At 33.9% G+C, this 23,191-nt stretch carries 16 protein-coding genes, 1 tRNA gene and 1 riboswitch; of the genes, 1 reads left to right on the top strand and 16 read right to left on the bottom strand.

Translation table 11 applies throughout. From position 1 onward, the window contains the following. Positions 1-41: 41 nt before the first annotated feature. From cptA to A9G17_RS12150, 15 genes are all read right to left on the bottom strand, one after another. Positions 42-1,754, bottom strand: coding sequence for a phosphoethanolamine transferase CptA (gene cptA, locus A9G17_RS12220; protein WP_373271499.1), 1,713 nt, complete (start codon positions 1,752-1,754; stop codon positions 42-44). A 135-nt stretch (positions 1,755-1,889) separates the two neighbouring features. Next, a complete protein-coding gene (thiQ, locus tag A9G17_RS12215) occupies positions 1,890-2,600 on the bottom strand; it encodes a thiamine ABC transporter ATP-binding protein ThiQ (RefSeq protein WP_065738950.1) in 711 nt (236 codons plus the stop codon). Further along, the gene (thiP, locus tag A9G17_RS12210) at positions 2,587-4,155 is read right to left on the bottom strand and encodes a thiamine/thiamine pyrophosphate ABC transporter permease (protein ID WP_065738949.1); all 1,569 of its coding nucleotides are present in this window, start codon (positions 4,153-4,155) and stop codon (positions 2,587-2,589) included. Before thiP ends, thiQ begins: the two co-directional genes overlap by 14 nt. A 33-nt stretch (positions 4,156-4,188) precedes the next feature. Then, positions 4,189-5,196: a thiamine ABC transporter substrate binding subunit gene (gene thiB / locus A9G17_RS12205; RefSeq protein ID WP_065738948.1), complete on the bottom strand. Its 1,008-nt coding sequence runs from the start codon at positions 5,194-5,196 to the stop codon at positions 4,189-4,191. Between the two features lie 40 nt (positions 5,197-5,236). Next, positions 5,237-5,344, bottom strand: a riboswitch (TPP riboswitch). A gap of 336 nt (positions 5,345-5,680) precedes the next feature. After that, positions 5,681-6,493, bottom strand: coding sequence for a DUF6708 domain-containing protein (locus A9G17_RS12200; protein ID WP_065738947.1), 813 nt, complete (start codon positions 6,491-6,493; stop codon positions 5,681-5,683). A gap of 38 nt (positions 6,494-6,531) precedes the next feature. After that, positions 6,532-7,356: a DUF6708 domain-containing protein gene (locus tag A9G17_RS12195; RefSeq protein WP_065738946.1), complete on the bottom strand. Its 825-nt coding sequence runs from the start codon at positions 7,354-7,356 to the stop codon at positions 6,532-6,534. A gap of 45 nt (positions 7,357-7,401) precedes the next feature. Beyond that, positions 7,402-8,214 (bottom strand): DUF6708 domain-containing protein, encoded by an 813-nt coding sequence (locus A9G17_RS12190; RefSeq protein ID WP_065738945.1) that lies wholly within the window; start codon positions 8,212-8,214, stop codon positions 7,402-7,404. A 38-nt stretch (positions 8,215-8,252) separates the two neighbouring features. Continuing rightward, positions 8,253-9,077, bottom strand: coding sequence for a DUF6708 domain-containing protein (locus A9G17_RS12185; protein ID WP_065738944.1), 825 nt, complete (start codon positions 9,075-9,077; stop codon positions 8,253-8,255). A 51-nt stretch (positions 9,078-9,128) separates the two neighbouring features. Next, the gene (locus A9G17_RS12180) at positions 9,129-9,956 is read right to left on the bottom strand and encodes a DUF6708 domain-containing protein (protein WP_065738943.1); all 828 of its coding nucleotides are present in this window, start codon (positions 9,954-9,956) and stop codon (positions 9,129-9,131) included. A 54-nt stretch (positions 9,957-10,010) separates the two neighbouring features. After that, positions 10,011-10,820, bottom strand: a complete 810-nt coding sequence (locus tag A9G17_RS12175) for a DUF6708 domain-containing protein (protein ID WP_065738942.1) — start codon at positions 10,818-10,820, stop codon at positions 10,011-10,013. A gap of 46 nt (positions 10,821-10,866) precedes the next feature. Next, positions 10,867-11,691, bottom strand: coding sequence for a DUF6708 domain-containing protein (locus A9G17_RS12170; RefSeq protein ID WP_065738941.1), 825 nt, complete (start codon positions 11,689-11,691; stop codon positions 10,867-10,869). A gap of 18 nt (positions 11,692-11,709) precedes the next feature. After that, entirely contained in the window at positions 11,710-15,690 is a 3,981-nt protein-coding gene (locus A9G17_RS12165; RefSeq protein ID WP_065738940.1) for a toxin VasX, read from the bottom strand. Positions 15,691-15,725: 35 nt separating this feature from the next. Continuing rightward, the gene (locus A9G17_RS12160) at positions 15,726-16,655 is read right to left on the bottom strand and encodes a hypothetical protein (RefSeq protein ID WP_065738939.1); all 930 of its coding nucleotides are present in this window, start codon (positions 16,653-16,655) and stop codon (positions 15,726-15,728) included. Positions 16,656-16,657: 2 nt separating this feature from the next. After that, the gene (locus A9G17_RS12155) at positions 16,658-19,405 is read right to left on the bottom strand and encodes a type VI secretion system Vgr family protein (protein ID WP_065738938.1); all 2,748 of its coding nucleotides are present in this window, start codon (positions 19,403-19,405) and stop codon (positions 16,658-16,660) included. Between the two features lie 1,909 nt (positions 19,406-21,314). Next, positions 21,315-21,386 (bottom strand) — tRNA-Arg (locus tag A9G17_RS12150). A 127-nt stretch (positions 21,387-21,513) separates the two neighbouring features. On the opposite strand from A9G17_RS12150, the gene A9G17_RS12145 reads away from it, so the two are divergent. Further along, a complete protein-coding gene (locus A9G17_RS12145) occupies positions 21,514-22,272 on the top strand; it encodes an MlaA family lipoprotein (RefSeq protein WP_065738937.1) in 759 nt (252 codons plus the stop codon). Between the two features lie 67 nt (positions 22,273-22,339). Here A9G17_RS12145 and A9G17_RS12140 read toward each other — a convergent pair whose 3' ends face one another. Then, positions 22,340-23,188: a TIGR03915 family putative DNA repair protein gene (locus A9G17_RS12140; protein ID WP_065738936.1), complete on the bottom strand. Its 849-nt coding sequence runs from the start codon at positions 23,186-23,188 to the stop codon at positions 22,340-22,342. Positions 23,189-23,191 lie beyond the last annotated feature (3 nt).

Genomic DNA, 23,191 nt, shown 5'->3' with positions numbered 1-23,191 from the left:
CAATAACATACCTTAAATGCTGGTGTAAACAGTCTAAAGAATTACCTCGTTAATTTATCAAAATCAATTAAGCCATTTTTATCATAAGGATCACCGATCCAGCGTTTTCCCTCATAATAATTGGGGTTGACCAAACTTTTTTCTGGCACATATAAGTTATAACTCAGTCCAGCTAAATCAGACCAAGTATGGATCAAATCCTGAGTACTAAATTTTCGATTAACATAATCTTGATAGTGATTAGGGTGAGATGCGATCCAACTCGGTGATTGCCATAACATAAAGGGTATAGTATACATGGTGCGGGTTGGTGCCTTTTCATTACGCCCTAAAATATCATGAGGCGGGGTTTGGTAGACATCTTCACCATGATCTGAAAAATACAACATAAAACCATTTTCATGACTATTTTTAAATAGAGTAAATAATGTGGTTGTCACAAAATCATTATAACTTATTGCATTATCATAAGAGTTATATTCATCCACGTTCTCATCATCAATTTTAAATGGAATACTCGCTTTGTCTTTAAATCGATCATGTTCTCCATTTTTCGGATAACGGAACTCATATTTCATATGTGTACCGAGCAAATGAATAATGATAAATTTTTTTTCTTCATGTTTAGCAAGTACTTTCATAAACGGTTCAAAGACCGATTCATCATATTGCCTTGAACTTTGATTACGATCGTTATTCATATAAAACTGTTCATCTGCTTGTTTAGAAAACATCGTCAACATAGTATTTCGTTTGGTCATTGTTTGTTGATTTGTTATCCAATAGGTTTTATACCCTGCCTGTTTCATTAAATGTATTAACGAAGGTTGAGTAAGGTAAAGGTCAGGATGTTGTTCATCTGCAAAAGTTAAGGCTTGTTGTAAAACCTCTATGGTATAAGGCCTTGATGACACAACATCATTAAACACTAAAAATTCAGGATTATCCTTTTTAAATTGCTCGATTTGTGGCGTTGTATTACGTGGATATCCATAAATACTCATTCGATTACGTGTAGTTGATTCACCAATAATTAACACCAGTGTTCTGGGAGTATTACCATTGGCATCTTTTAAATTTTCAACGGGAGGTAAAGTATTCAAATGATGCATTATATCTTCCATATTCGAAAGTTGAGACCGATAAGCTATATAACTATTAATCAGTTGCCAAGGTACAGTTGTTTCCATTCGACTTAATAGATGTGTTGTTGCTTTTTGCAAGGATGATTTTTTGATTGTAACACTAATAACCAGTGGCATAATGGCATAAATGGCAATTAATAATGATATAATCCATTTGGTTGTGTTTTTAACATAGACAGGTCTTACCTTTCGCCAAAGATAAATACCAATCAAACAATAAATAATCACTATAGCCATTAATTTTAAACTGAAATACTGTTGAATAAACTCATTTGATTCAGTCAAATTCGATTCAGCCATGACAAAAAATACACTTTGAGAAAACTCTTGGCGATAAATTATAAAATAACTTATTGAAATCAGTGATAAGCTTCCTACAATCAAACCATAGAACGTGGCAATTTTTCGAGTCTGATTTGGATATATTAAAACTGGGATCAACCAGATCAAACTATAGATGATTGAATCACGTAGACCTATCACATTGGCGTGTCCAGAAATGAAGATATAAAGTTGTAAACCACTTGAAAAAAAAGTAAAAAATAAAATAGTAAAGATAAGCGCTAACCAGCTAAACTTTTTGTTTTCTTTTATATTCGTCATGAAAATTTATTCGATATTATAGGTTATAAAAATGTATAAATTACCCCTACAACATTAATAAAACCTTAAGTGATAACAATTTTATATTTAGAAATAAATTAGCAGACAATCGTTTTATTTAAGCATTGAAATAAAATCGTTTTAGCTTTTATTTATTGGCAAACCTAATAATTGAGCAATAACCATATTTTCGGGTTCATTAAGTTGATAAGGAGGATTATTAAATATGATCTTTCCATTATCAACAACTAAACAACGTGAAAAGTTTTCTAAAGACTCATCTAGATAATGTGAAACCATGAGTAACGTTAAAGCGAATTCATCACAGATATGATTAACCAGTGCTAGCATTTCAAACCGTAAAGCTTGGTCTAGTGCAGAAAATGGTTCATCCAATAATAAAATAGGACGATGTTGAATTAAACAGCGTGCCAAAGCAACTCGTTGACGCTGTCCACCGGAAAGTTGATTGGGATAGCGATCATTAAAGCCCGATAAACCAACTTTAGCCAACATATCGGCAATATTTTGCTTCTCAAAAGTCGTTAGTTTTAATGACGGTTTAATGCCTAAAGCAATATTTTGCTCAACGGTTAAATGATCGAATAAGTTATTATTTTGAAACAGCATCGAAACTGGGCGCTTACCCGGTAAAGTTTGCGTCATATTTTGATTATTAAGGATGATTTGCCCGGAACTTGGAAAAATAAATCCTGCGATCAAGCTTAATAAGGTACTTTTACCCGCACCACTCGGTCCAACAATGACTACTTTTTCTTGGGTAGCAATGTGCATATTAAAATGCATCTTAAAATCATCATATTGATAATTAATTTGATTAAGTTCGATCATAATCCATCACAATTAATAAACTAAAAGATAAGATTAACAAAAATGCAGCCGTCACGGCGCTCTCTTGATAATGATAATGCGCTATTTGTTGATACAAATAATAAGGTAATGTGGTAACGGCTTGCCCACCAAACAACGCAATAATACCAAAATCACCCATTGACAATAATGCCGAAAAGGCCAAGCTCAACGTAAGAAGTTTTTTTAATGATTTATATTCAATTAGATAAAAATGCCTAATACCTGCAATGTTTAAAGATTGACATAATTGCCAATACCGTGATGTAACATCAAACATTGGCATTTCAAGATTTTTTAAGATAAAAGGTAAGGCCATTAGACCATTGCAAAGCATCATTAAACCACAGACAAACACGGTATTATCAGCATACTGAAATAACAAAATAAACAATCCTGATGCAAGTACCATGCTTGGAATGGTTAATATCAATGACCCCACTAACATTAAACGATTGCTCCACTGTTGCTGATTGCCAATCAATAGACGGCTATTGGTCCAAAGTATTAATAAAGCAAGTAACATAGCCACCAAAGCTGAACTAAGGGCAATTATTAACGAATAGATAACAGCTTGCTGAAAAGCCCAATTTAACTGCGACCATTGAAAATAACCAATACCTTCAATCAATAATGTAATCATTGGCAAAAATATATACATTGCTCCCAAAATCACAATAACAGCACTAACTAAACCTATAGTCACAGTGTTGGGTAAACGATATTGGTAGCGAATATACTGTGCACTAAGATCGCGATAATGATTTGTTTTTCGCAGTATCCAAACAAAACTCATACAACAAATAAGTTGTATGATTGCTAACATAACAGCTTGCATCAAATCAAAATCGCGAATCGATTGGTAAATAGCAACTTCAATAGTGGTATACTTCGGCCCACCTCCTAATGCCAACACTATAGCAAAGCTGGTAAAGCAAAGCATAAAAATCAGTCCTGACATGGGTAAAAGCTGCCGACGCAATAATGGCCATTCTACTAATTTAAAATAAGTAAAATGAGAAAAATTAAGCTGAGCAGCCATTTGCTTTTGCTCAACAGGAACACTCGTTAATGTTTGATAAAATAGACCACTCGCATAAGGAAAATTCAAAAAAACATGAGCCAATAAAATCCCAACCAGTCCATAAATTGAATTTGGAAAAGATAAACCTAAATAAGTAAAACACGTAGCAAATAAACCTTGTTGACCATAAACAGATAATAGCCCGGTTACAACAACTAATGTTGGTAATATAAAGGTAACGGGCATAATCCGTATCAGAAAGCTTTTTCCCAAAAAATCGATAATGGATAACGCTTTAGCCATAGCAACGGCCAAAAATACCGACAAAAACGTCGATAATATCGCTTGCATGAAAGTGATCCAAATAATGTGCAATAAATAATTATCAATATAAACCGTTAAATTATCGGACTTTATGGCTGTATGGCAAAGTGCAAACAATGCAGTGCCTAAAACTGCTATTATCAAACTAGCAGCGCTGATACCTGGCAGTAACGTTTTAAAATTTAACATTGCTTTTTATAATAAAATTAACAATCTATTTTATTACTGACTAATGGCTGATTGCCATTCTCGTATCCAAGCTTTTTGATTATCAACCACTTTCTCTGCATCAAATTCGAGCGCTTTACTAACTTTATTAATCTGATCAAACGCAGGGGGTAATGGCGTATTTATAATAGGATACATAACATTTTTTTCAGCAAATTGCCGTTGTACCTCGGGTGTTAATAGATATTGTAAAAAGCGACGTGCTAATTGTGGTTGTTGACTATATTTGGTGATACCTGCTATTTCAACTTGACGATAATGCCCCTCATCAAAAATAGCGGCATTATAACGATAATCTTGATCATTAATTATATGTGCAACTGGCGATGTGCTATAACTCAGTACCAAATCAGCTTCACCTTTTAAGAACATACCGTATGCCTCACTCCACCCTTTAGTAACTGTAACAGTATTTTTAGCAATTTTTTGCCATGCAGATACCGCATCCTTACCATAAATATTTTTTACCCAAAATAGCAATCCTAATCCGGGAGTACTGGTTCTAGGATCTTGATAAATAATCTTCCAATTGGCTTTATTGTCAACTAACTCATGCAATGAGTGAGGAGGATTCTTTATTTTTTCTTTATTGTAGATAAAAGCAAAATAACCGAAATCATACGGCATAAAATCTTCATCCCACCAATCAGTATTAAGATTGTTAGGTTTGGCTATTTGATGAGGTGCCATGATATTAGCCTGTTTAGCTTGTCCTAAAAGATTATTGTCTAAACCTAAAATAACATCAGCATTGGTTTTATTACCCTCAAGGCGAAGACGATTTAAAATCGACACACCATCGCCTAGCGTTACAATATCAAGTTGGCAATCACACTGCGCTTCAAAGCCCTGTTTAATTGCTTCACCTGGTCCCCACTCGGAAATAAAAGAGCTATAACTATAAACAGTTAAAATAGGTTTTTCATGAATTTTAGCATTGGCAGAAGTTGCTACAAAGAATACAGAAAATAAAAATGACAGTAAGAATTTATTACAAAACATTTTGCCTCCAAAAAAGCGAATAAAAGACAAAAGGTTTGAGCAGACACGATAACTCAAATCCCTCCGCTGGCATGACCCAGTTCAGGTTCGACGAGTTGCATTAGTAAATCTAACACTCTCAGCCCATAAGGCACCCCGTTGAGAACGATATTAGTTTAGTAGTTAGTTGGAAAATTGTAAATAAAGAAAGTGGTAAGTTATTTTTAAGGTATCATTTTCTGGTAAAAAATCATCAGAAAATCCATTATTTTTAGTTAAATTTAAATCATATCAAACATTAGTAACCAGTAGCTCCTCATTTAGGTATAAAAACGGTTATGCTTAAAATAAAAATAGCGATTTTTGTAAAAAATATTCAGGAGTCTATACCGTTTCGTCTATTTTATTATTAAATGTCTAATAGAATTCATGTGAATAAAAAGACTTTTTATTACTGTTCTTATATTCAATCATCATTATCCATTCAAGTTATTTAAGTTCGTTATTATGGCTTGATATTATATTTTTGTTTAATTGCAGCTAACTCTTCAAGTGATGTAGCATTAAAGGCTTCCACCATCCATTCTGGCCAACCCTCACCCTCTATCATATCCTCTTTGAATTTTACCTCTTCATCTGTCTTGTATTCGCCATCATCTATATCGGCTGATTCATAATTCACCATAAAACTGTTAATCCAACACCAAACATGCAAACTACCTGCTCCGGGTTGAGCCGGATCTAACATAACATGGTCAATAACCTGATGTGTACTGGGTTGACATACCATTAACACCGTTGAGGTTAAAGCATTGCGTGAAAAATTATGGATAATTACGCCATGCATATCATTCCAATCATACTCTTGTATGCGGCGTTTTTTCGGTTGTAAAAATACTTTTGGGTGCCGTAATACTTTAAAGTTAAAAAAGTAACTTTCATTAACATACACTTTACCCGTCTTACGATTAAATATAATTGGACTACAGTGGCGTGAAAATGCATTCTGGTAGAATTCAGGAATAATTAGATATAAACCAAAACTACAAGTAATAAAACCAATTATTCCAATTAGTGTTAGTTCGTGATCAAATCCAAAAATAAACATAACCATACCAACAATTAGAATATTCATCCCAATAATACAAATAAAATAAAGATATGTATAAAAAATCTGATCATTTCGTCGCTGACGAATAAATGCACAATAGTTATCATTAGCATAAATTAATCGACGACAATGCAATGATAGGCCATAAGGACCTTTATCTAGGTCTCCAAACCAACCAAAGATCTGGGGGCGGTATTTTGAGGGCATTACTGTTTTATTCCTTTACGTTCTACTTAAGTTCGTTATTATGGCTTGATATTATATTTTTGTTTAATTGCAGCTAACTCTTCAAGTGATGTAGCATTAAAGGCTTCCACCATCCATTCTGGCCAACCTTCACCCTCTATTATATCTGTTTTAAATTTTCCTTCTTCATCTGTTTTGTATTCACCATCATCTATATTGGCTGATTCATAATTCACCATAAAACTGTTAATCCAACACCAAACATGAAAACTACCTGCTCCTGGTTGAGCCGGATCTAACATAACATGGTCAATAACCTGATGTGTACCGGGTTGACACACAATTAATACCGTTGAAATTAAAGCATTCCGTGAAAAATTATGGATAATTACACCATGCATATCATTCCAATCATACTCTTGTATTCGGCGTTTTTTCGGTTGTAAAAATACTTTTGGATGCCGAAAAAATTTAAAGTTAAAAAAATAACTTTCATTAACATACACTTTACCCGTTTTACGATTAAATATAATGGGACTTCCAAGGCGTGAAAATGCATTTTGATAGAATTCAGGAATTGCATAATTTAAAGCAAAAAGGCTAGTAAAAAAACAGGCTATAACAACCAGATCAACAAACTCTATTTTAGAATTATCATGTAGAACCGCTAGCCAAAGACATCCTATGATAGTTCCAATCAACAAAATAATGGCAATAAAATAGAGACAAGTATAAAAAATCTGATCATTATGTTCCTGACGAATAAAGGCACAATAGTTATTATTCGCATAAATTAACCGACTATCATGCAATGATAGGCTATAAGGGCCTTTATCTAGGTCGCCAAACCAACCTAAAATTTGGGGGCGGTATTTTGATGGCATTAATGTTTTATTCCTTATTCCTTTGCGTTCTGTTTAAGTTCGTTATTATGGCTTGATATTATATTTTTGCTTAATTGTAGATAACTCTTCAAGTGATGTGGCATTAAAGGCTTCCACCATCCATTCTGGCCAACCTTCACCCTCTATCATATCCTCTTTGAATTTTGCCTCTTCATCTGTTTTGTATTCGCCGTCATCTATATCGGCTGATTTATAATAAACCATAAAACTGTTAATCCAACACCAAACATGCAAACTACCTGCTCCGGGTTGAGCCGGATCTAACATAACATGGTCAATAACCTGATGTGTACCGGGTTGACATACCATTAACACCGTTGAGGTTAAAGCATTACGAGAAAAATTATGGATAATTACGCCATGCATATCATTCCAATCATACTCTTGTATACGGCGTTTTTTCGGTTGTAAAAATACTTTTGGGTGCCGTAATACTTTAAAGTTGAAAAAGTAACTTTCATTAACATACACTTTACCCGTCTTACGATTAAATATAATTGGACTACAGTGGCGTGAAAATGCATTCTGGTAGAATTCAGGAATAATTAGATATAAACCAAAACCACAAGTAATAAAACCAATTATTCCAATCAGTGCCAGTTCATGATCAAATCCAAAAATAAATATAACCATACCTACAATTAATATACTCAACAAAATAATCGCAACAAAATATAGACATGTATAAAAAATTTGATCACTATGTTCCTGACGAATAAAGGCACAATAGTTATCATTGGCATAAATTAAGCGATCATCATGCAATGGTAGGCTATGAGGGCCTTTATCCAGATCGCCAAACCAACCAAAGATCTGGGGACGGTATTTTGAGGGCATTACTGTTTTATTCCTTTACGTTCTATTTAAGTTCGTTATTATGGTTTGATATTATATTTTTGCTTAATTGCAGCTAATTCTTCAAGTGATGTAGCATTAAAGGCTTCCACCATCCATTCTGGCCAACCCTCACCCTCTATCATATCTGTTTTAAATTTTGCTTCTTCATCCGTCTTGTATTCGCCATCATCTATATTGGCTGATTTATAATAAACCATAAAACTATTGATCCAACCCCAGACAAACATTCTACCTGTTGCTGCTCGTGCAGGATCTAACATAACATGGTCAATAACCTGATGTGTACCGGGTTGACACACCATTAACATCGTTGAGGTTAAAGCATTACGTGAAAAATTATGGATAATTACACCATGCATATCATTCCAATCATACTCTTGTATGCGGCGCTTTTTCGGTTGTAAAAATACTTTTGGGTGCCGTAATATTTTAAAGTTAAAAAAGTAACTTTCATTAACATACACTTTACCCGTTTTACGATTAAATATTATGGGACTACCAAGACGGGAAAATGCATTTTGATAGAATTCAGGAATTGCATAATTTAAAGCAAAAAGGCTAGTAATAAAACAGGCTATAACAACCAGATCAACAAACTCGATTTTAGAATTATCATGGAGAACCGCTAGCCAAACACATCCTATGATAGTTACATTCAACAAAATAATGGCAATAAAATAGAGACAAGTATAAAAAATCTGATCATTATGTTCCTGACGAATAAATGCACAATAGTTATCATTGGCATAAATTAAGCGATCATCATGCAGTGGTAGGCTATGAGGACCTTTATCCAGGTCGCCAAACCAACCTAAAATTTGGGGACGGTATTTTGATGGCATTACTGTTTTATTCCTTATCCTTATTCCTTTGCGTTCTATTTAAGTTCATTATTATGGCTTGATATTATATTTTTGCTTAATTGTAGATAACTCTTCAAGTGATGTGGCATTAAAGGCGTCCACCATCCATTCTGGCCAACCCTCACCCTCTATCATATCCTCTTTGAATTTTGCCTCTTCATCTGTCTTGTATTCGCCATCATTTATATCGGCTGATTCATAATTCACCATAAAACTGTTAATCCAACCCCAGACAAACATTCTACCTGTTGCTGCTCGTATAGGATCTAACATAACATGGTCAATAACCTGATTTGTACCAGGTTGACATACCATTAACACTGTTGAGGTTAAGGCATTACGTGAAAAATTATGGATAATTACACCATGCATATCATTCCAATCATACTCTTGTATGCGGCGCTTTTTCGGTTGTAAAAATACTTTTGGGTGTCGTAATACTTTAAAGTTGAAAAAGTAATTTTCGTTAACATACACTTTACCTGTCTTGCGATTAAAAATAATGGGATTACCAAGACGGGAAAATGCATTCTGGTAGAATTCAGGAATTGCTAGATATAATGCAAAACAGCAAGTAATAAAACCAATTGTACCAACTATTGTTAGTTTGTCACCGATATCAGAATCATTAAATCCAAAAATACAGAAAGGAAAACCTACAAGTAGTATAATTCCTAGAATAATTGCAACAAAATAGAGACATGTATAAAAAATTTGGTCATTGTGATCCTGGCGAATAAACGCACAATAGTTATCATTGGCATAAATTAAACGACGGTCATGCAGAGGTACGCTATAAGCACCTTTATCTAGATCACCAAACCAACCAACGATCTGGGGGCGGTATTTTGAGGGCATTATTGTTTTATTCCTTATCCTTATTCCTTTACTATCACTTTAATTTTTTTGTTATTATTTAATATTATATTTTTGTTTAATTGCAGCTAACTCTTCAAGTGACGCGGCATTAAAGGCTTCCACCATCCATTCTGGCCACCCTTCACCCTCTATTATATCTGTTTTAAATTTTACTTCTTCATCTGTCTTGTATTCGCCATCATCTATATCGGCTGATTTATAGTACACCATAAAACTATTAATCCAACACCAAACATGCAAACTACCTGCTCCGGGTTGAGCTGGATCTAACATAACATGGTCAATAACCTGATGTGTACCAGGTTGACACACCATTAACACCGTTGAGGTTAAAGCATTGCGTGAAAAATTATGGATAATTACACCATGCATATCATTCCAATCATACTCTTGTATGCGGCGTTTTTTCGGTTGTAAAAATACTTTTGGGTGTCGTAATACTTTAAAGTTGAAAAAGTAATTTTCGTTAACATACACTTTACCCGTCTTACGATTAAATATAATTGGACTACAGTGGCGTGAAAATGCATTCTGGTAGAATTCAGGAATAATTAGATATAAACCAAAACTACAAGTAATAAAACCAATTATTCCAATTAGTGTTAGTTCGTGATCAAATCCAAAAATAAACATAACCATACCAACAATTAGAATATTCATTCCAATAATACAAATAAAATAAAGATATGTATAAAAAATCTGATCATTTCGTCGCTGACGAATAAATGCACAATAGTTATCATTAGCATAAATTAATCGACGACCATGCAATGATAGGCCATAAGGGCCTTTATCTAGGTCGCCAAACCAACCTAATATCTGGGGACGGTATTTTGAGGGCATTACTGTTTTTGTTCCTTATTCCTTTGCGTTCTATTTAAATTCGTTATTATGGCTTGATATTATATTTTTGCTTAATTGTAGATAACTCTTCAAGTGATGTGGCATTAAAAGCTTCCACCATCCATTCTGGCCAACCCTCACCCTCTATCATATCTGTTTTAAATTTTGCCTCTTCATCTGTCTTGTATTCGCCATCATCTATATCGGCTGATTTATAATTCACCATAAAACTGTTAATCCAACCCCAGACAAACATTCTACCTGTTGCTGGTCGTGCAGGATCTAACATAACGTGGTCAATGACCTGATTTGTGCCAGGTTGACACACCATTAACACCGTTGATGTTAAAGCATTACGTGAAAAATTATGGATAATTACACCATGCATATCATTCCAATCATACTCTTGTATGCGACGTTTTTTCGGTTGTAAAAATACTTTTGGGTGCCGTAATATTTTAAAGTTAAAAAAGTAACTTTCATTAACATACACTTTACCCGTTTTACGATTAAATATTATGGGACTACCAAGACGGGAAAATGCATTTTGATAGAATTCAGGAATTGCATAATTTAAAGCAAAAAGGCTAGTAATAAAACAGGCTATAACAACCAGATCAACAAACTCGATTTTAGAATTATCATGGAGAACCGCTAGCCAAACACATCCTATGATAGTTACATTCAACAAAATAATGGCAATAAAATAGAGACAAGTATAAAAAATCTGATCATTATGTTCCTGACGAATAAATGCACAATAGTTATCATTGGCATAAATTAAGCGATCATCATGCAGTGGTAGGCTATGAGGACCTTTATCCAGGTCGCCAAACCAACCAACGATCTGGGGGCGATATTTTGATGGCATTCTTACTCTCCTTTTTAATTACTCATCGTGAAATTTATTACTATCTCGGTTAATTATCAATGGGATTTCGTTACAATCTGTGGTATCAGTGTAGATATTGATTTGATAACTTTTTACCAGATCACAAGCGAATGTGCCTGCTACCCATGTGATTGCCGTTAAGTCACTCTTTGGCTGGTTAGGGGTTGAACTTTTCAATTCGACTTTTTCAATATCATTAAAATTGGATTCCCGTATTGCTTTACGGTTTATAATCGTTTTAAAGCTTTTACTTTCATAACGTTCAACAAAATAACTTTTTTGAGAAGTAACATAGTCTCTAATTTTTAAAGTTTCTTTATCTTTATCTTCATTTGTGTGGATTAGGATATTGTCATTTGGTGCAGGGTACTTATTTATCTTGGTGGAGTTGATATTAAAGTTGAATTCAATAAAATCGGCATTGCTTTGGTCATTTTTGCCAAATAAACGAACTGATGCCTGCAAAGATTTGTTGGAAATGAATGTGTAATCTAAATATTGCAAATAAAAATAGATATGTCTATGATATAGTTTCATTCCATTATATAAACTTGGTTTTTTAAAAATCATAAATGTATCAATGCCTGAAATTGCAACCAAGTAATCATTAACCGAATGACCAAAACCAACAAAAGAATTTTGCTCTTCGTGATAGGCATCATACCCTAAAAAGTCAAATTCTTTATGCACTCCAAAATAACAGCGGTTTAGCCAGTGATCGATAGGGGTAAAATTGTCATATTTTTTACTCATACCAATTAGATATATTCCTATTAATAATAATATAACTCCCCCACCTATAGCTAAACTTGAAGTAGCTAGTAAAAAAACAGCCCCAATACCTAAGATGGAAGCACCTATAACTCTATAAATAAAATAACTTTTATCTTCCATATTCCACATGCCAAAAGCACTTTTTAATTCACCTAACGCTTCCAGTACAGTTATAAAGGCAAAAGCTTCTGCTATACTTTTAGAAATAATACCATTTGATTTTAATAAATTTTTAATTTCAGGTATTGATGCTTTGGCAGTGGTGGAACGCATAGCTTTTAATAATTGCATTTGCAATTTTATATCACGATATATGGCAACTGTATCGACACTGAGTAACGCTAATGAGCTTAAGTCGATGGCTAGCTTAAGTTGTTTCTGTTTTTGAGTTTTGCCCTCTTCAATTTTGTCCAATGCTTTAATGTCATCTAAAATATTTAACATGGTGATAACACCCATTACCGCATTAACAGTGTAGTTAAGTCTAGCGGCTTTCACATTTTGTCTAGTTCGTTTTGCTTGTTCAGTTCTCGATTGATTTTGTTCGATCTTTATTTTTTCGTTCTTTTTTTTATTCATCGCTTCAGTTTCTTTTTTTATTTCATATTCACGAGTTTTATCATCCCTTTTATTTTGGTTTGATTGGTGAATCGCTTCGTCATTGGAAGCTTTCTGCCGATTGGTAATATCAATTTTGCCTTCTAAAACAGCTTGCCGATTGACTAAAGTGACATAATCAGGCATTTTTGTTGCTAAAAAATTCTTAAAATCATTTGGATTGACAATCTCTTTATTTTTCAAAAAACCAACAACTAAGCCTTTACTGACTTCATCAGGAAAACAAAGCGTAAATTTAAGCGTTTGGGTTGTTGGTTTTTTTACGCCAACATCATATTTTGCATCTGTCACATCAAATTTTTCCAAAAAAGCAATTTCTGGACCGGTCAAACTGTTTTCGCGGAAAAGCTCCCCTTGTAATTGAGTCAATAATGCATAAACTTGTCGAATTTTTTCCGGTCTAACTTTTTTAGTAAACTCAACTGGATAGGCACCAATGTCACCTAAGTAAGCAAGCGAATCAAGCTGTTTTAAACGAGGCTCAATAGGTTGGAATTGTTTATGTGTTCTTAAGATTGAGTATTTTTTTAGTGCTTGTTGATGCAGATATCGATTTTTTCCTACATCTGTCATTACACTGTTTCCCTCTACCATCTCGGCTAGTTGGTGGTTGATTGATGCTAAATGCTCGTTTAATTGTTTGAGTTCTTTAATTTTTTGATCTCTTATTTTTTGTAGCTTTGCATGCTCTTGTGGATTATATTTTCGATTGTTGTTTAACTCTTCTTGTTTAGCGTTGATCTCTTGCCGTTTTTTTTCAATATCAAGTTCAACACGCTCTTTCGCTTTTTGCAGTTCCTTTTCTTTGTCGGTTTGGGTGTTTTGAGTTTTTTCTGCCTGATAAGTGTTATAAGCTAAAACCAAACCTGTTGAGTTACTGATTACATCACGCCATTTTAGTAATGTATTATTATCTAAATTGACAAATGCTGGCGCATCAATATTGATCCCTTGATTATTCTGATGTTCAATTACATAAAAAATACTATTATGGTTACTCAGTAATTCGTCCCAAAGGGCGTTATCTTCATCAAGACGGACTTCCGCATGGGTAGAATCAAGTAGGATTTGCAAAACTTCTTTTATATAGCTTAGAGCTCTGATACTGGTAGAAAAATCAAATTCTTGTTGCCAAAAAGGCGCTTGATTGAACGTTGTCGGCTTTATTTTACTGTATTTTGAAACAAATTGTGCATTACCAAATAACCAACGCACATAAGTAAAATAGTCTTGCGACCATTCTTGATAATATTTTTCAATATCAGCAAAAGCGGTTTCTAATTCACCTTTGAAAGAATCAATTTTTTTATTATCAAGCTGTTCGTTTATTTTTTTTATTTTTTCGGCTTTATCTGATTCGGCTTTTGCAATGTCATTTTGTGCTTTATCTAAAAAATCATTACCTGAATCATGTGCAGCGTCAATATTTTTTATATAGTCATACCATTCCTGTAACCGTGCAATTTCAGTGTCATAAGCATTTTCAACTGAAGTACGATAGTTCTCAATAAATTGTAGAATCGTGCGTTTTTTAAACATGTCTGACTGATAATACTTAAACCGTTTTTTTAAAATAGGATTAACACTTTTATACAGTTGTTCACCACGTTTTTGATAAACCTGTGTTGCATCTTTTAGAGAAACGACATCACATTGTTGGTCATTCAGATCACTTTTTTGGTTATTCTTATTGTCTTCTTGATTGGTAAAAATATGCAGTTGTGATAATCTTTGGGAGTTGAGTTCTTGAGCAATGCCAAATGTATCTTCTAATACAACACCACAAGATATCGGTTTATCCCCGCTATATAGTTGACTGGCATGTATAGCATATTTTTGTTTCTGACTTTTTAAACTTATAAAAGGATGTACCGATTCAAAATTATTAAGACCTTGCTCACCAAAACGAAACTCCAATACTTTGCTGTCGTCATTATTAGATTCTTGATAATTACTCCCAAAAATATCTTTAAATGGCACCGAACGATTACCTGTTGCTTCGGCCGGTGAGTCTTTAAATTGTTTTATATTAATTTTTGTAAAACGGGATAATATGTTGCTATCTTGTTGCTTTAAATAATCATTGATTGTTTTTTCGCTCCAAGGTTGCGAAGTATAAGCCACCCATGCATAAGTATAATGTTCTTGAAGATTAATAAATGATGCTGGAATGGTATGACAGGCATTTTTGCATGCTTTTGATATCGGTCTTGGCTGGGTATTGGTCAATTCATAGAGTTTTTTTAATCTAAGTGCCCCCTCAATACATTCATAGACATGAAATATTCGGCTATTAATATCATCGTCAAGTTGATGCATAACGTAGACATAACCGTCACGCAAAGTACGAAGTACATAGCTATAATACTCTAATTCTATTTCTGGTTTGCGATTGTTAAAATCTAAAGTTTTAGTGTAATCAGCTAATTCTTGATAAATGGGGTCAATGCTTTTAGTTAACAAAGATTGGGTTTTTACAACCGCTTGACGCAGTAAAAAAACCGGAATTCCGACTCGACCACAAGCAAGGCAATTTCCTTTTGCTTCGTTTTGATTTTCTTTAGCAATGTTTTCTGTTTTTTTCATCTTATACTCTATTATTCTTGTTTTATCTGTTTTTGCTATTCTTTAGCAGAAAGTAATTGGCTTTCAAAATGAATATTGGCATTAATAACATGTTTTGAGAATGTGCCTGGTTCTTGTTGCGCTTTTCTAATTTGCTCAAATATTTGCGGATGTTCAGTAAAAACTTGATGATACCTTAATCCGTTTAATCCCCAAAATAAGATATCGGTAGCATGGGTTAATCCTAATTGATAAGCCTGTTCAACCAGTTGTGCTGATTGCGAAATCACATTTTCATTAAGCGGTAAATTTTTTTGTTCATCAAATTGTGACCGATTATTCGACCATGCATTAACAAGCGTTCGAATCATCCTGAAATTTTTTAAGCGTTGACAGTAATTTGAACTCCAACTGATTGGCGTTTCGAGTGTGTTATCAGCAGTGAAACGCATAAATTTGCCACTATCAATGGATGGATAATAGTAGTTTTCAATTTGAGAAAATTGCGCTTTTAGCCATGCATTGTCTTCTTTTGAACCCACTTCGTGTAAAAATTGCATTCGAAAAGGTTCAAAGAAAGGATAATAAGGTTGTCGCAATGTTTGTGCGATATTATTACCAATCTTGATCAGTTGTTTTGCCAGCACCGACGGTTTGAGATCAGAGATAATATAAGCACAAATATAGCGTTTAGACCATAAACATTCAATTTTGGCTTGTTGGTTGATTTCATCAAGCATCGAATCGGCAAAAAATTCATTTGGATCAGCAAGTTTAATAAGTGTCGGGCATATACTTTGATCATAATCCAAATCTGTACGTAATACTTGCGTCAGTTTTTTTTCGCCAAAGGATTTATCTTCACCAAATAGATCTAATAATGAATCGCGTGATAATGGACTTAATGAGTTAAGTACCACTAAGTTATCCACTAATAAATAGCGATATTTATTAAAGTTATCTTGATTGTTTAATTCATTTAGCATTATTAATCCGTTTCTGCGCAGTGTTTAACATTCAGCTCACTTGATTTTAATGTTATCGTTCTGTTTTGAGTTGCTGGACCCATCTTTTTCATCGCATTGCATTTCAAGTAAACGTTATTATTTGTGCCCAGTTCAATTCCCGCACCGCTGATTTTTACGTATGAACCACCACATATTAAGATAATTTCTTTTGTTGCTGACCAATCAACACTGCCATCAACACTGTCTATTTTAATATCTTGCTTAGCAGCCATATTCAGGTTGGCATTTTGTGCCTGCACGTTAACATCACCTTGGTTGGCAAAGACTTTCATTCCTGATTTATGAGCAAACAGACCGATGGATTCACCGGATGAGACAGTAATGTTTTTTAACGCATTGATGTCAGTTTGGTTTTCACTGGTCACCGATACGCTGTTTGATGTGGACAGTTGGATGTTTTCCGGACTGGTTAAAGCGATGCCCTCTTGCGCATAAGCAATAATGCCACTTTGGGCTAATTGGGTTAATGTCGCTTTAAGTTGCTCTTGACTGTCGGTATCCGCACCATGAGCTTCAGAGGCAGTTGCTGCATTTTGCAGTGCTTTAGCAATTGATAATGCATTTTCAAGCTGGGTAATGGCACCTTGCATATCAAGCTGTTTACCCTGTGCCTTAGGCTCGGTCTGACTGGTCAGGTATAAACCTTTATTGGCAGCAATTGCCCCCCACTCATCGGTGCGCAGTTCAAATCCCTCACCACGCTGCTCTTTGTTTTGGTCAACTAAATGCCCGATGTTAAGCTGGGTTTTACCGTATTCGGTCGCTAACTTAATGTGCTCTTGTCCGCGCTTATCATCCATCCGCAGTTTGTTGTTAGCAGGAGTACGAATTACATTTCGATGTTTGTTTATGGTAGTCACATGGTCAGGGTGGCCACTGTCATGCATCGCATGCGCGATATAAGGTCGGTCCGGATTACCGTTAGTAAACGCTACCGCAACTTCTGTGCCGTCAATCAGTGGAAAGTGAAAACCATAGGTACTGCCTGCATACGGTTTAGCCAGTCTTAACCATAAACTCTCTTCACCGTTTCGCCACTCTTTTAAATCAAAGTTAAATTTAACCCGATAGCGACCTTGTGTATCAATATAACCATAGGTGTCATTATTCGGACTGGTTACCCGTGCCGGTAAAGTGCCGTCAATAGTCGGAAAAGGAATCGGCTCCGGGCGGTAAGGTTTTAATGGCTGGTAAGGTATGGCGGTAAAACTCAGTTCATAAGCATCACTGCGGTTTCCCTGTCCTTGCACCGTTAATATCATTACCCCCTCATCTATTCCGGCAATCGTACTGCCTTTGATACGGATATGTTGACCCGGAGCTAAAGTGGCCTGATTGCTTTTACCCCGGATAATAATTTGACGGCTAATGGCGTGTTCATGGCGAATACGGGCATACCATTCTCCACTTTCAACACTATTACTCGTGTTAGCTTGATTACGGTCAATATCACTGCTGTTGTTATTGCTATTACTACTGTTAGTGTTAACGCTATTATTTTCGTTGTCATTACTATTGCCGTTACTGCCTTGACTGCCGTCGGTATCGATATCACTACTGTTTTCATCATTATTACTGTTATGATTATTTATATCATTGTTATTGGTATTACTACCATTACCATTGCTATTTAACCCTTTATAGTGCTCATCATAACGGTAATCAGTACCGTAAGTGGTGTTATCTTTTAGTTGGCTATTAACCTCACCCAGTAAATTTGTCTGCGCATCGCGGTAGTTATAATCCTGTACTTGTACCGAAGCTTCCACCATCTGACTGTGTAAGGTCATATCCCAGACACTTTCAACGCCATTATCCAGTGTGCCGCTCGGTTGTTTGTACACAATATCAGCCACCTGCTGGTAACCTTGCTCATAATCACTGATGACCAACACATCACAATTGTGTTCACCATGCGTTTCAAACCGGAAATAGACCCCCACATCAGCAAGCAATCTTTGAATAAACTCAAGGTCACTCTCCTGCCACTGGGTGATAAACTCACGCTCCGGATATTGCTCTTTAAGTGCTAAACGATAATCAATCCCTGTATAACCATGACCTCGCAAGACCTCTTCAACCACACTGATAACGCTTTGATTTTGAAAAATGGCACAGTTATGACTTAATGCCAGTTTGGCTAATTGCGAGGATAAAACAACCTGATAACGGGCTTCATCGTTACTGACTGATAATTGACTGAACTGGGTTATCACACCATAAAGAGTGCGTGAGCCGCCTTGAGATAATAGTGAATTTAACGGATTAAGCGGATTAAATTGGGTTAAAGAATTAAGTGAATCGAGTGGATTGGATTGTTTAAGTTTATCTAACTGCTTTAATGGATTAGTCTGTTTTAATGAATCTAAAGGATTAGCCGAAGTTAAGGAATTAAGTGCATTAAGTCCTTGAGTTGCAAAGTCGCTTAAACTGCCAGAATTAGCAGGGTTAAAACTCAAACGGGCATTTTGGTTAAGAAATGACTCAACAGAAAGTTGTTTATCCGAGCAGGTGAAAGTAATCGTATAGTGCCAAGGCTGGTTAAGCTGCTCATTACCCTCAACCTGTAAAACTGAAACCTCAGCAGACAAACCATCAATATTTAACGTATAGCGATTATGACCGACTCCATTAACCAAACCTTGCTTTAAACCCCGACTTAAACCATTGCCCAATTGTTCCATCAAATTGGTTAATCCTTTATCCATGTTATCCTCAATATATTTCATGACTACTGAAAATATTTTGTTATTGTTATAAATAATTTTTTGTATTATTTTTTGATTGTTAGGATAATTTACAATTATCACAAAAGCCTTTTGATAAATTCATATCAAAAAACAATCTAAAAAAGAGGTATAAAATACCTTTTTTTACGCAATTTGCAATATTTTTTTAAAGTTTTTATAAATTTAATTTTAATAGATAACTTACTGATATCACTAATAAATCATAAGAATATAAATAACAATTTGTCACTAAAATATTATTGAAAAAGTGTATTACCAGAATTTGGATTTTGGAAATTTATTTTGGGTATTTTACAAAAAAATTTACATTAAGTATTTATAACTAAAACAAGGTTTTTTTTAAGAAAATTATATTTTTGTTGTACGAAAACCAACTTATTTATGAAATATTTGTTTTAATTTTCGATTAATTTACACTTTATACTAAATATTTAACTAAATAACCTTATGATTGCCCTGAAAATTACATGAACATTAGGTATTAACGATTTAGTTATCAATTTCAATATTTTGAAATTTTTTTAACGATTTCTTATCAGATCAAATTTGACAAAATATCCTTAAAAATTCTATTATTTAACCACTTTCTCCTTATATGCGTCATCCCTTGCATATGATCCTCTGGTGTTTATCATCAGAGGAATTTTTCTTTCTACTCACCTCATTTAATAAAGTTTCTTATTATTAGCTAACAACTTGTTACTATACAATAATTTTTATTTTTTATATGATTTTTCCTAACAAAATTTTAAATATTATTTAAATTATATGTAATCTTGATGATAGGATTACAAAACCTAGTGATAAAATTAAAATAATCGGTTCTAAAATATTTTACAATTAGATTTAAAATAAACATTATAATAGATAATTATTTACACTCTTTAAGTGTACAAAATCAACAAAAGCTAATTCAAATTGGTAATCGCCTTTGCAAAGCTAAATTTAACTTGTATTGATAATTTTTTGTTAAATAATTTTTATTTAATATTAATTGAATATTACACAGTATTTGCGATATCAATAATAATTGACCTGTTTAGTGATTTTACATATTTGGCAAAAGTATTTTTACAGAACAATTATTTTTAATACGCAATACATCCTGTTTTAACTACTACTTTGACATTGCCAATAAAGCAATTAAAGCAAGAACGTATTCTTCGATTTCGTTACATAGATAAAAAAACTATAAACGATTTTGTTTATAAATTCATAACCACCTAAAAGTAGAAAATATTAAGACAAAAAACTTAAAATAGTTATTTTGTAATATCCTTAGCACTAATTTCAAATAAGGTTAACAATTTGCTTATTCCCTTTGATAAACGATGGTGGCTAGCTATTAAAAAATACCTATAAACATTACCTATTCTTTTTAAAAACTTTTCTTAAACTCAAGAATTATTAATTCTATTTATATTTTTATGCATTGTTCATAATTTTATGATTTTTTTCAAATATAATATATCTTACAAAGCATTGAATTGGTATGTTAAATAAATCGCGCTTTTTCAGAAGAGAGATAAAAATACTTTCTAAAATATATTGTTAGATGATTTACAGAAAATCAAAAAAAGATTGAAACAAAAAGAGACAAGCAACAATAAATTATTTTAATTTCAATAGAATAATGTATAAGTAGAGGCTTTTAAAGTCTAGGAATGTTTATTGTTTAGATTTTATGGTGTGTAGAGATTTTATATCTAACAATTACGGTATTTTCTGAATGTGGTTAAAAAAATACCATAACAATACCGTCGTTATCAATTGGTTAATATTGTCATTGATCGCGTTAAAGGTATTAAATACCCTTATTTGAAAAGAATTTAATCGTCTTAAATCTTGTAACTTCTTTTTGTAATTTTGACCCCAGCAGGAATCGAACCTGCAATTAGCCCTTAGGAGGGGCTCGTTATATCCATTTAACTATGAGGTCATAGCGGCGAGCATTTTAATAAATTTAAACAAACATTGCTATTTAATTCATGAAAAATTTTCTATTTTGAACAAACATGATACAATCATGCCCATTCAACACTTTATCATTTTTATTCGGTAACATTATGAAAAAAAAAATAATAGGTATGATGTTTTCGGTTTTAGCACTGACAAGTTGTGCAACCTATCAGCCTGAGACAGATAGCTACAGTGACCCATTATCTGGGTTCAATAAAACTATGTTTAATGTTAACTATTATGCGCTTGATCCTTACATTTTGAGACCTGCCGCAGTTGTTTGGAAAGATTATGTACCTACACCAATACGTAAAGGGGTCGTTAATGTTTCATCTAACCTTTCTGAACCCGCATCAATGGTCAATAGTGTGCTACAAGGTGAAGGTCATGAAGCAGGCAAGCATTTAGCTCGATTCTTTCTAAATACCGTTTTTGGTGTTGCTGGTTTATTTGATGTGGCAAGTATGGCCGATCCACAATTACAAAAAGGTTCTAAACGTAGTTTTGGTGATGTGTTAGGCCATTATGATATGCCTTATGGTCCTTATGTTGTGTTACCTTTCTATGGTTCAGCTACCCTCCGCCAAGAAGGTGGTGATATTGTTGATACTTTATATCCGCCACTTGTCTGGTTAGATTGGGAATGGGCATTAGTCCGTGGCGTATTTGATGGTATTGAAGCACGTGCTGTAGCAATTGAGTATGAAGATTTACTCAAAAATAGTGATGACCCTTATAACTTTATGCGTAATGCTTATTTCCAACGTAATGATTTTAATGCATCTGGTGGTAAAGTTGACGAGCAAAAACAACAGCAACGCCAAGAAAGCATTAATAGCATAATTAATGATATAGATTCTCAATAAGTTTAATTAGTTACATTCGTTAAGAAACCGCCTTAATTGGCGGTTTTTTGTGTCTTATAAAAGCTTTTTAAATGCCGTTGCGGTCTTTTACGGCAAGTTTCATTTCGGGTAGATAGCGCCAAAACCGACTTGGCATATGTTGCCGTTGCAATTTTGGATTAATACGTTCTTTGATGGTTATTGCATTGCAATACCTTAACCACATGGTTTGAAACAATGCCTCGTCCTCGGTTAGATAATTTTGATTAACTTGACTGTTAATAATTAAATCATCTTTATCAATCAATGATACCTGTTCTATGCTATTCAAATCATAGACATAACCATATTGGCGCTTTTCGTCATATATTGCCCATTTTTGATCAGCAAAGCGTTCTTTAAAAAAAGTTAGTACCAAAGGTAGCACGTTATAAATAGGACCTATCACAGAAAAGTAGATCTTTTCGCATTCTTCGTTTTCGTCATCATCTGATGCTTGTTTATAAGTTTTTTTTAATGGATTTTTTATAGCATTAAAACGAATAAACTCTATTATACGATGACGTTCATTACTTACTTTTTTTGCAATTTCGCGCACGGTTAATACATCGGGATCGGCAAAATCAGTTTCGATAGATTTTGTGGCTTTAAACACTTTGCAAATATATCGAAAGATGATTAAGTCGCTATCGGGTAATTCAGATAACCATACATACATTAATTGCCGCAAAGCCGTTTTACTCAATTTTTTGATTAATGCAACACGCACCCGTTCATACTTAAATTCGCAAAATTCCACATGATGCCTATCAGTCACAAGTAGTGGTTCTACCTGTCCTGTAGCTAATAAACATTCTGGCATTTTTTTGAGTTTAAAAGCATCAAATACCGCGCATAGCACACCTTCAAAGCTTTTTTCGTAATAAAACGCTAACATGCG

The organism is Gilliamella sp. wkB7 (assembly GCF_001693435.1).
GTDB lineage: Bacteria > Pseudomonadota > Gammaproteobacteria > Enterobacterales > Orbaceae > Gilliamella > Gilliamella apicola_N.
This window is presented reverse-complemented; position numbering and strand designations above follow the sequence as displayed.

Excerpts from the sequence above, each read along its gene's own strand:
- thiQ (WP_065738950.1), bottom strand. The coding sequence starts at position 2,600 with ATGATCGAACTTAATCAAATTAATTATCAATATGATGATTTTAAGATG.
- thiP (WP_065738949.1), bottom strand. The coding sequence starts at position 4,155 with ATGTTAAATTTTAAAACGTTACTGCCAGGTATCAGCGCTGCTAGTTTG.
- thiB (WP_065738948.1), bottom strand. The coding sequence starts at position 5,196 with ATGTTTTGTAATAAATTCTTACTGTCATTTTTATTTTCTGTATTCTTT.
- A9G17_RS12200 (WP_065738947.1), bottom strand. The coding sequence starts at position 6,493 with ATGCCCTCAAAATACCGCCCCCAGATCTTTGGTTGGTTTGGAGACCTA.
- A9G17_RS12195 (WP_065738946.1), bottom strand. The coding sequence starts at position 7,356 with ATGCCATCAAAATACCGCCCCCAAATTTTAGGTTGGTTTGGCGACCTA.
- A9G17_RS12190 (WP_065738945.1), bottom strand. The coding sequence starts at position 8,214 with ATGCCCTCAAAATACCGTCCCCAGATCTTTGGTTGGTTTGGCGATCTG.
- A9G17_RS12185 (WP_065738944.1), bottom strand. The coding sequence starts at position 9,077 with ATGCCATCAAAATACCGTCCCCAAATTTTAGGTTGGTTTGGCGACCTG.
- A9G17_RS12180 (WP_065738943.1), bottom strand. The coding sequence starts at position 9,956 with ATGCCCTCAAAATACCGCCCCCAGATCGTTGGTTGGTTTGGTGATCTA.
- A9G17_RS12175 (WP_065738942.1), bottom strand. The coding sequence starts at position 10,820 with ATGCCCTCAAAATACCGTCCCCAGATATTAGGTTGGTTTGGCGACCTA.
- A9G17_RS12170 (WP_065738941.1), bottom strand. The coding sequence starts at position 11,691 with ATGCCATCAAAATATCGCCCCCAGATCGTTGGTTGGTTTGGCGACCTG.
- A9G17_RS12165 (WP_065738940.1), bottom strand. The coding sequence starts at position 15,690 with ATGAAAAAAACAGAAAACATTGCTAAAGAAAATCAAAACGAAGCAAAA.
- A9G17_RS12160 (WP_065738939.1), bottom strand. The coding sequence starts at position 16,655 with ATGCTAAATGAATTAAACAATCAAGATAACTTTAATAAATATCGCTAT.
- A9G17_RS12155 (WP_065738938.1), bottom strand. The coding sequence starts at position 19,405 with ATGGATAAAGGATTAACCAATTTGATGGAACAATTGGGCAATGGTTTA.
- A9G17_RS12145 (WP_065738937.1), top strand. The coding sequence starts at position 21,514 with ATGAAAAAAAAAATAATAGGTATGATGTTTTCGGTTTTAGCACTGACA.
- A9G17_RS12140 (WP_065738936.1), bottom strand. The coding sequence starts at position 23,188 with ATGTTAGCGTTTTATTACGAAAAAAGCTTTGAAGGTGTGCTATGCGCG.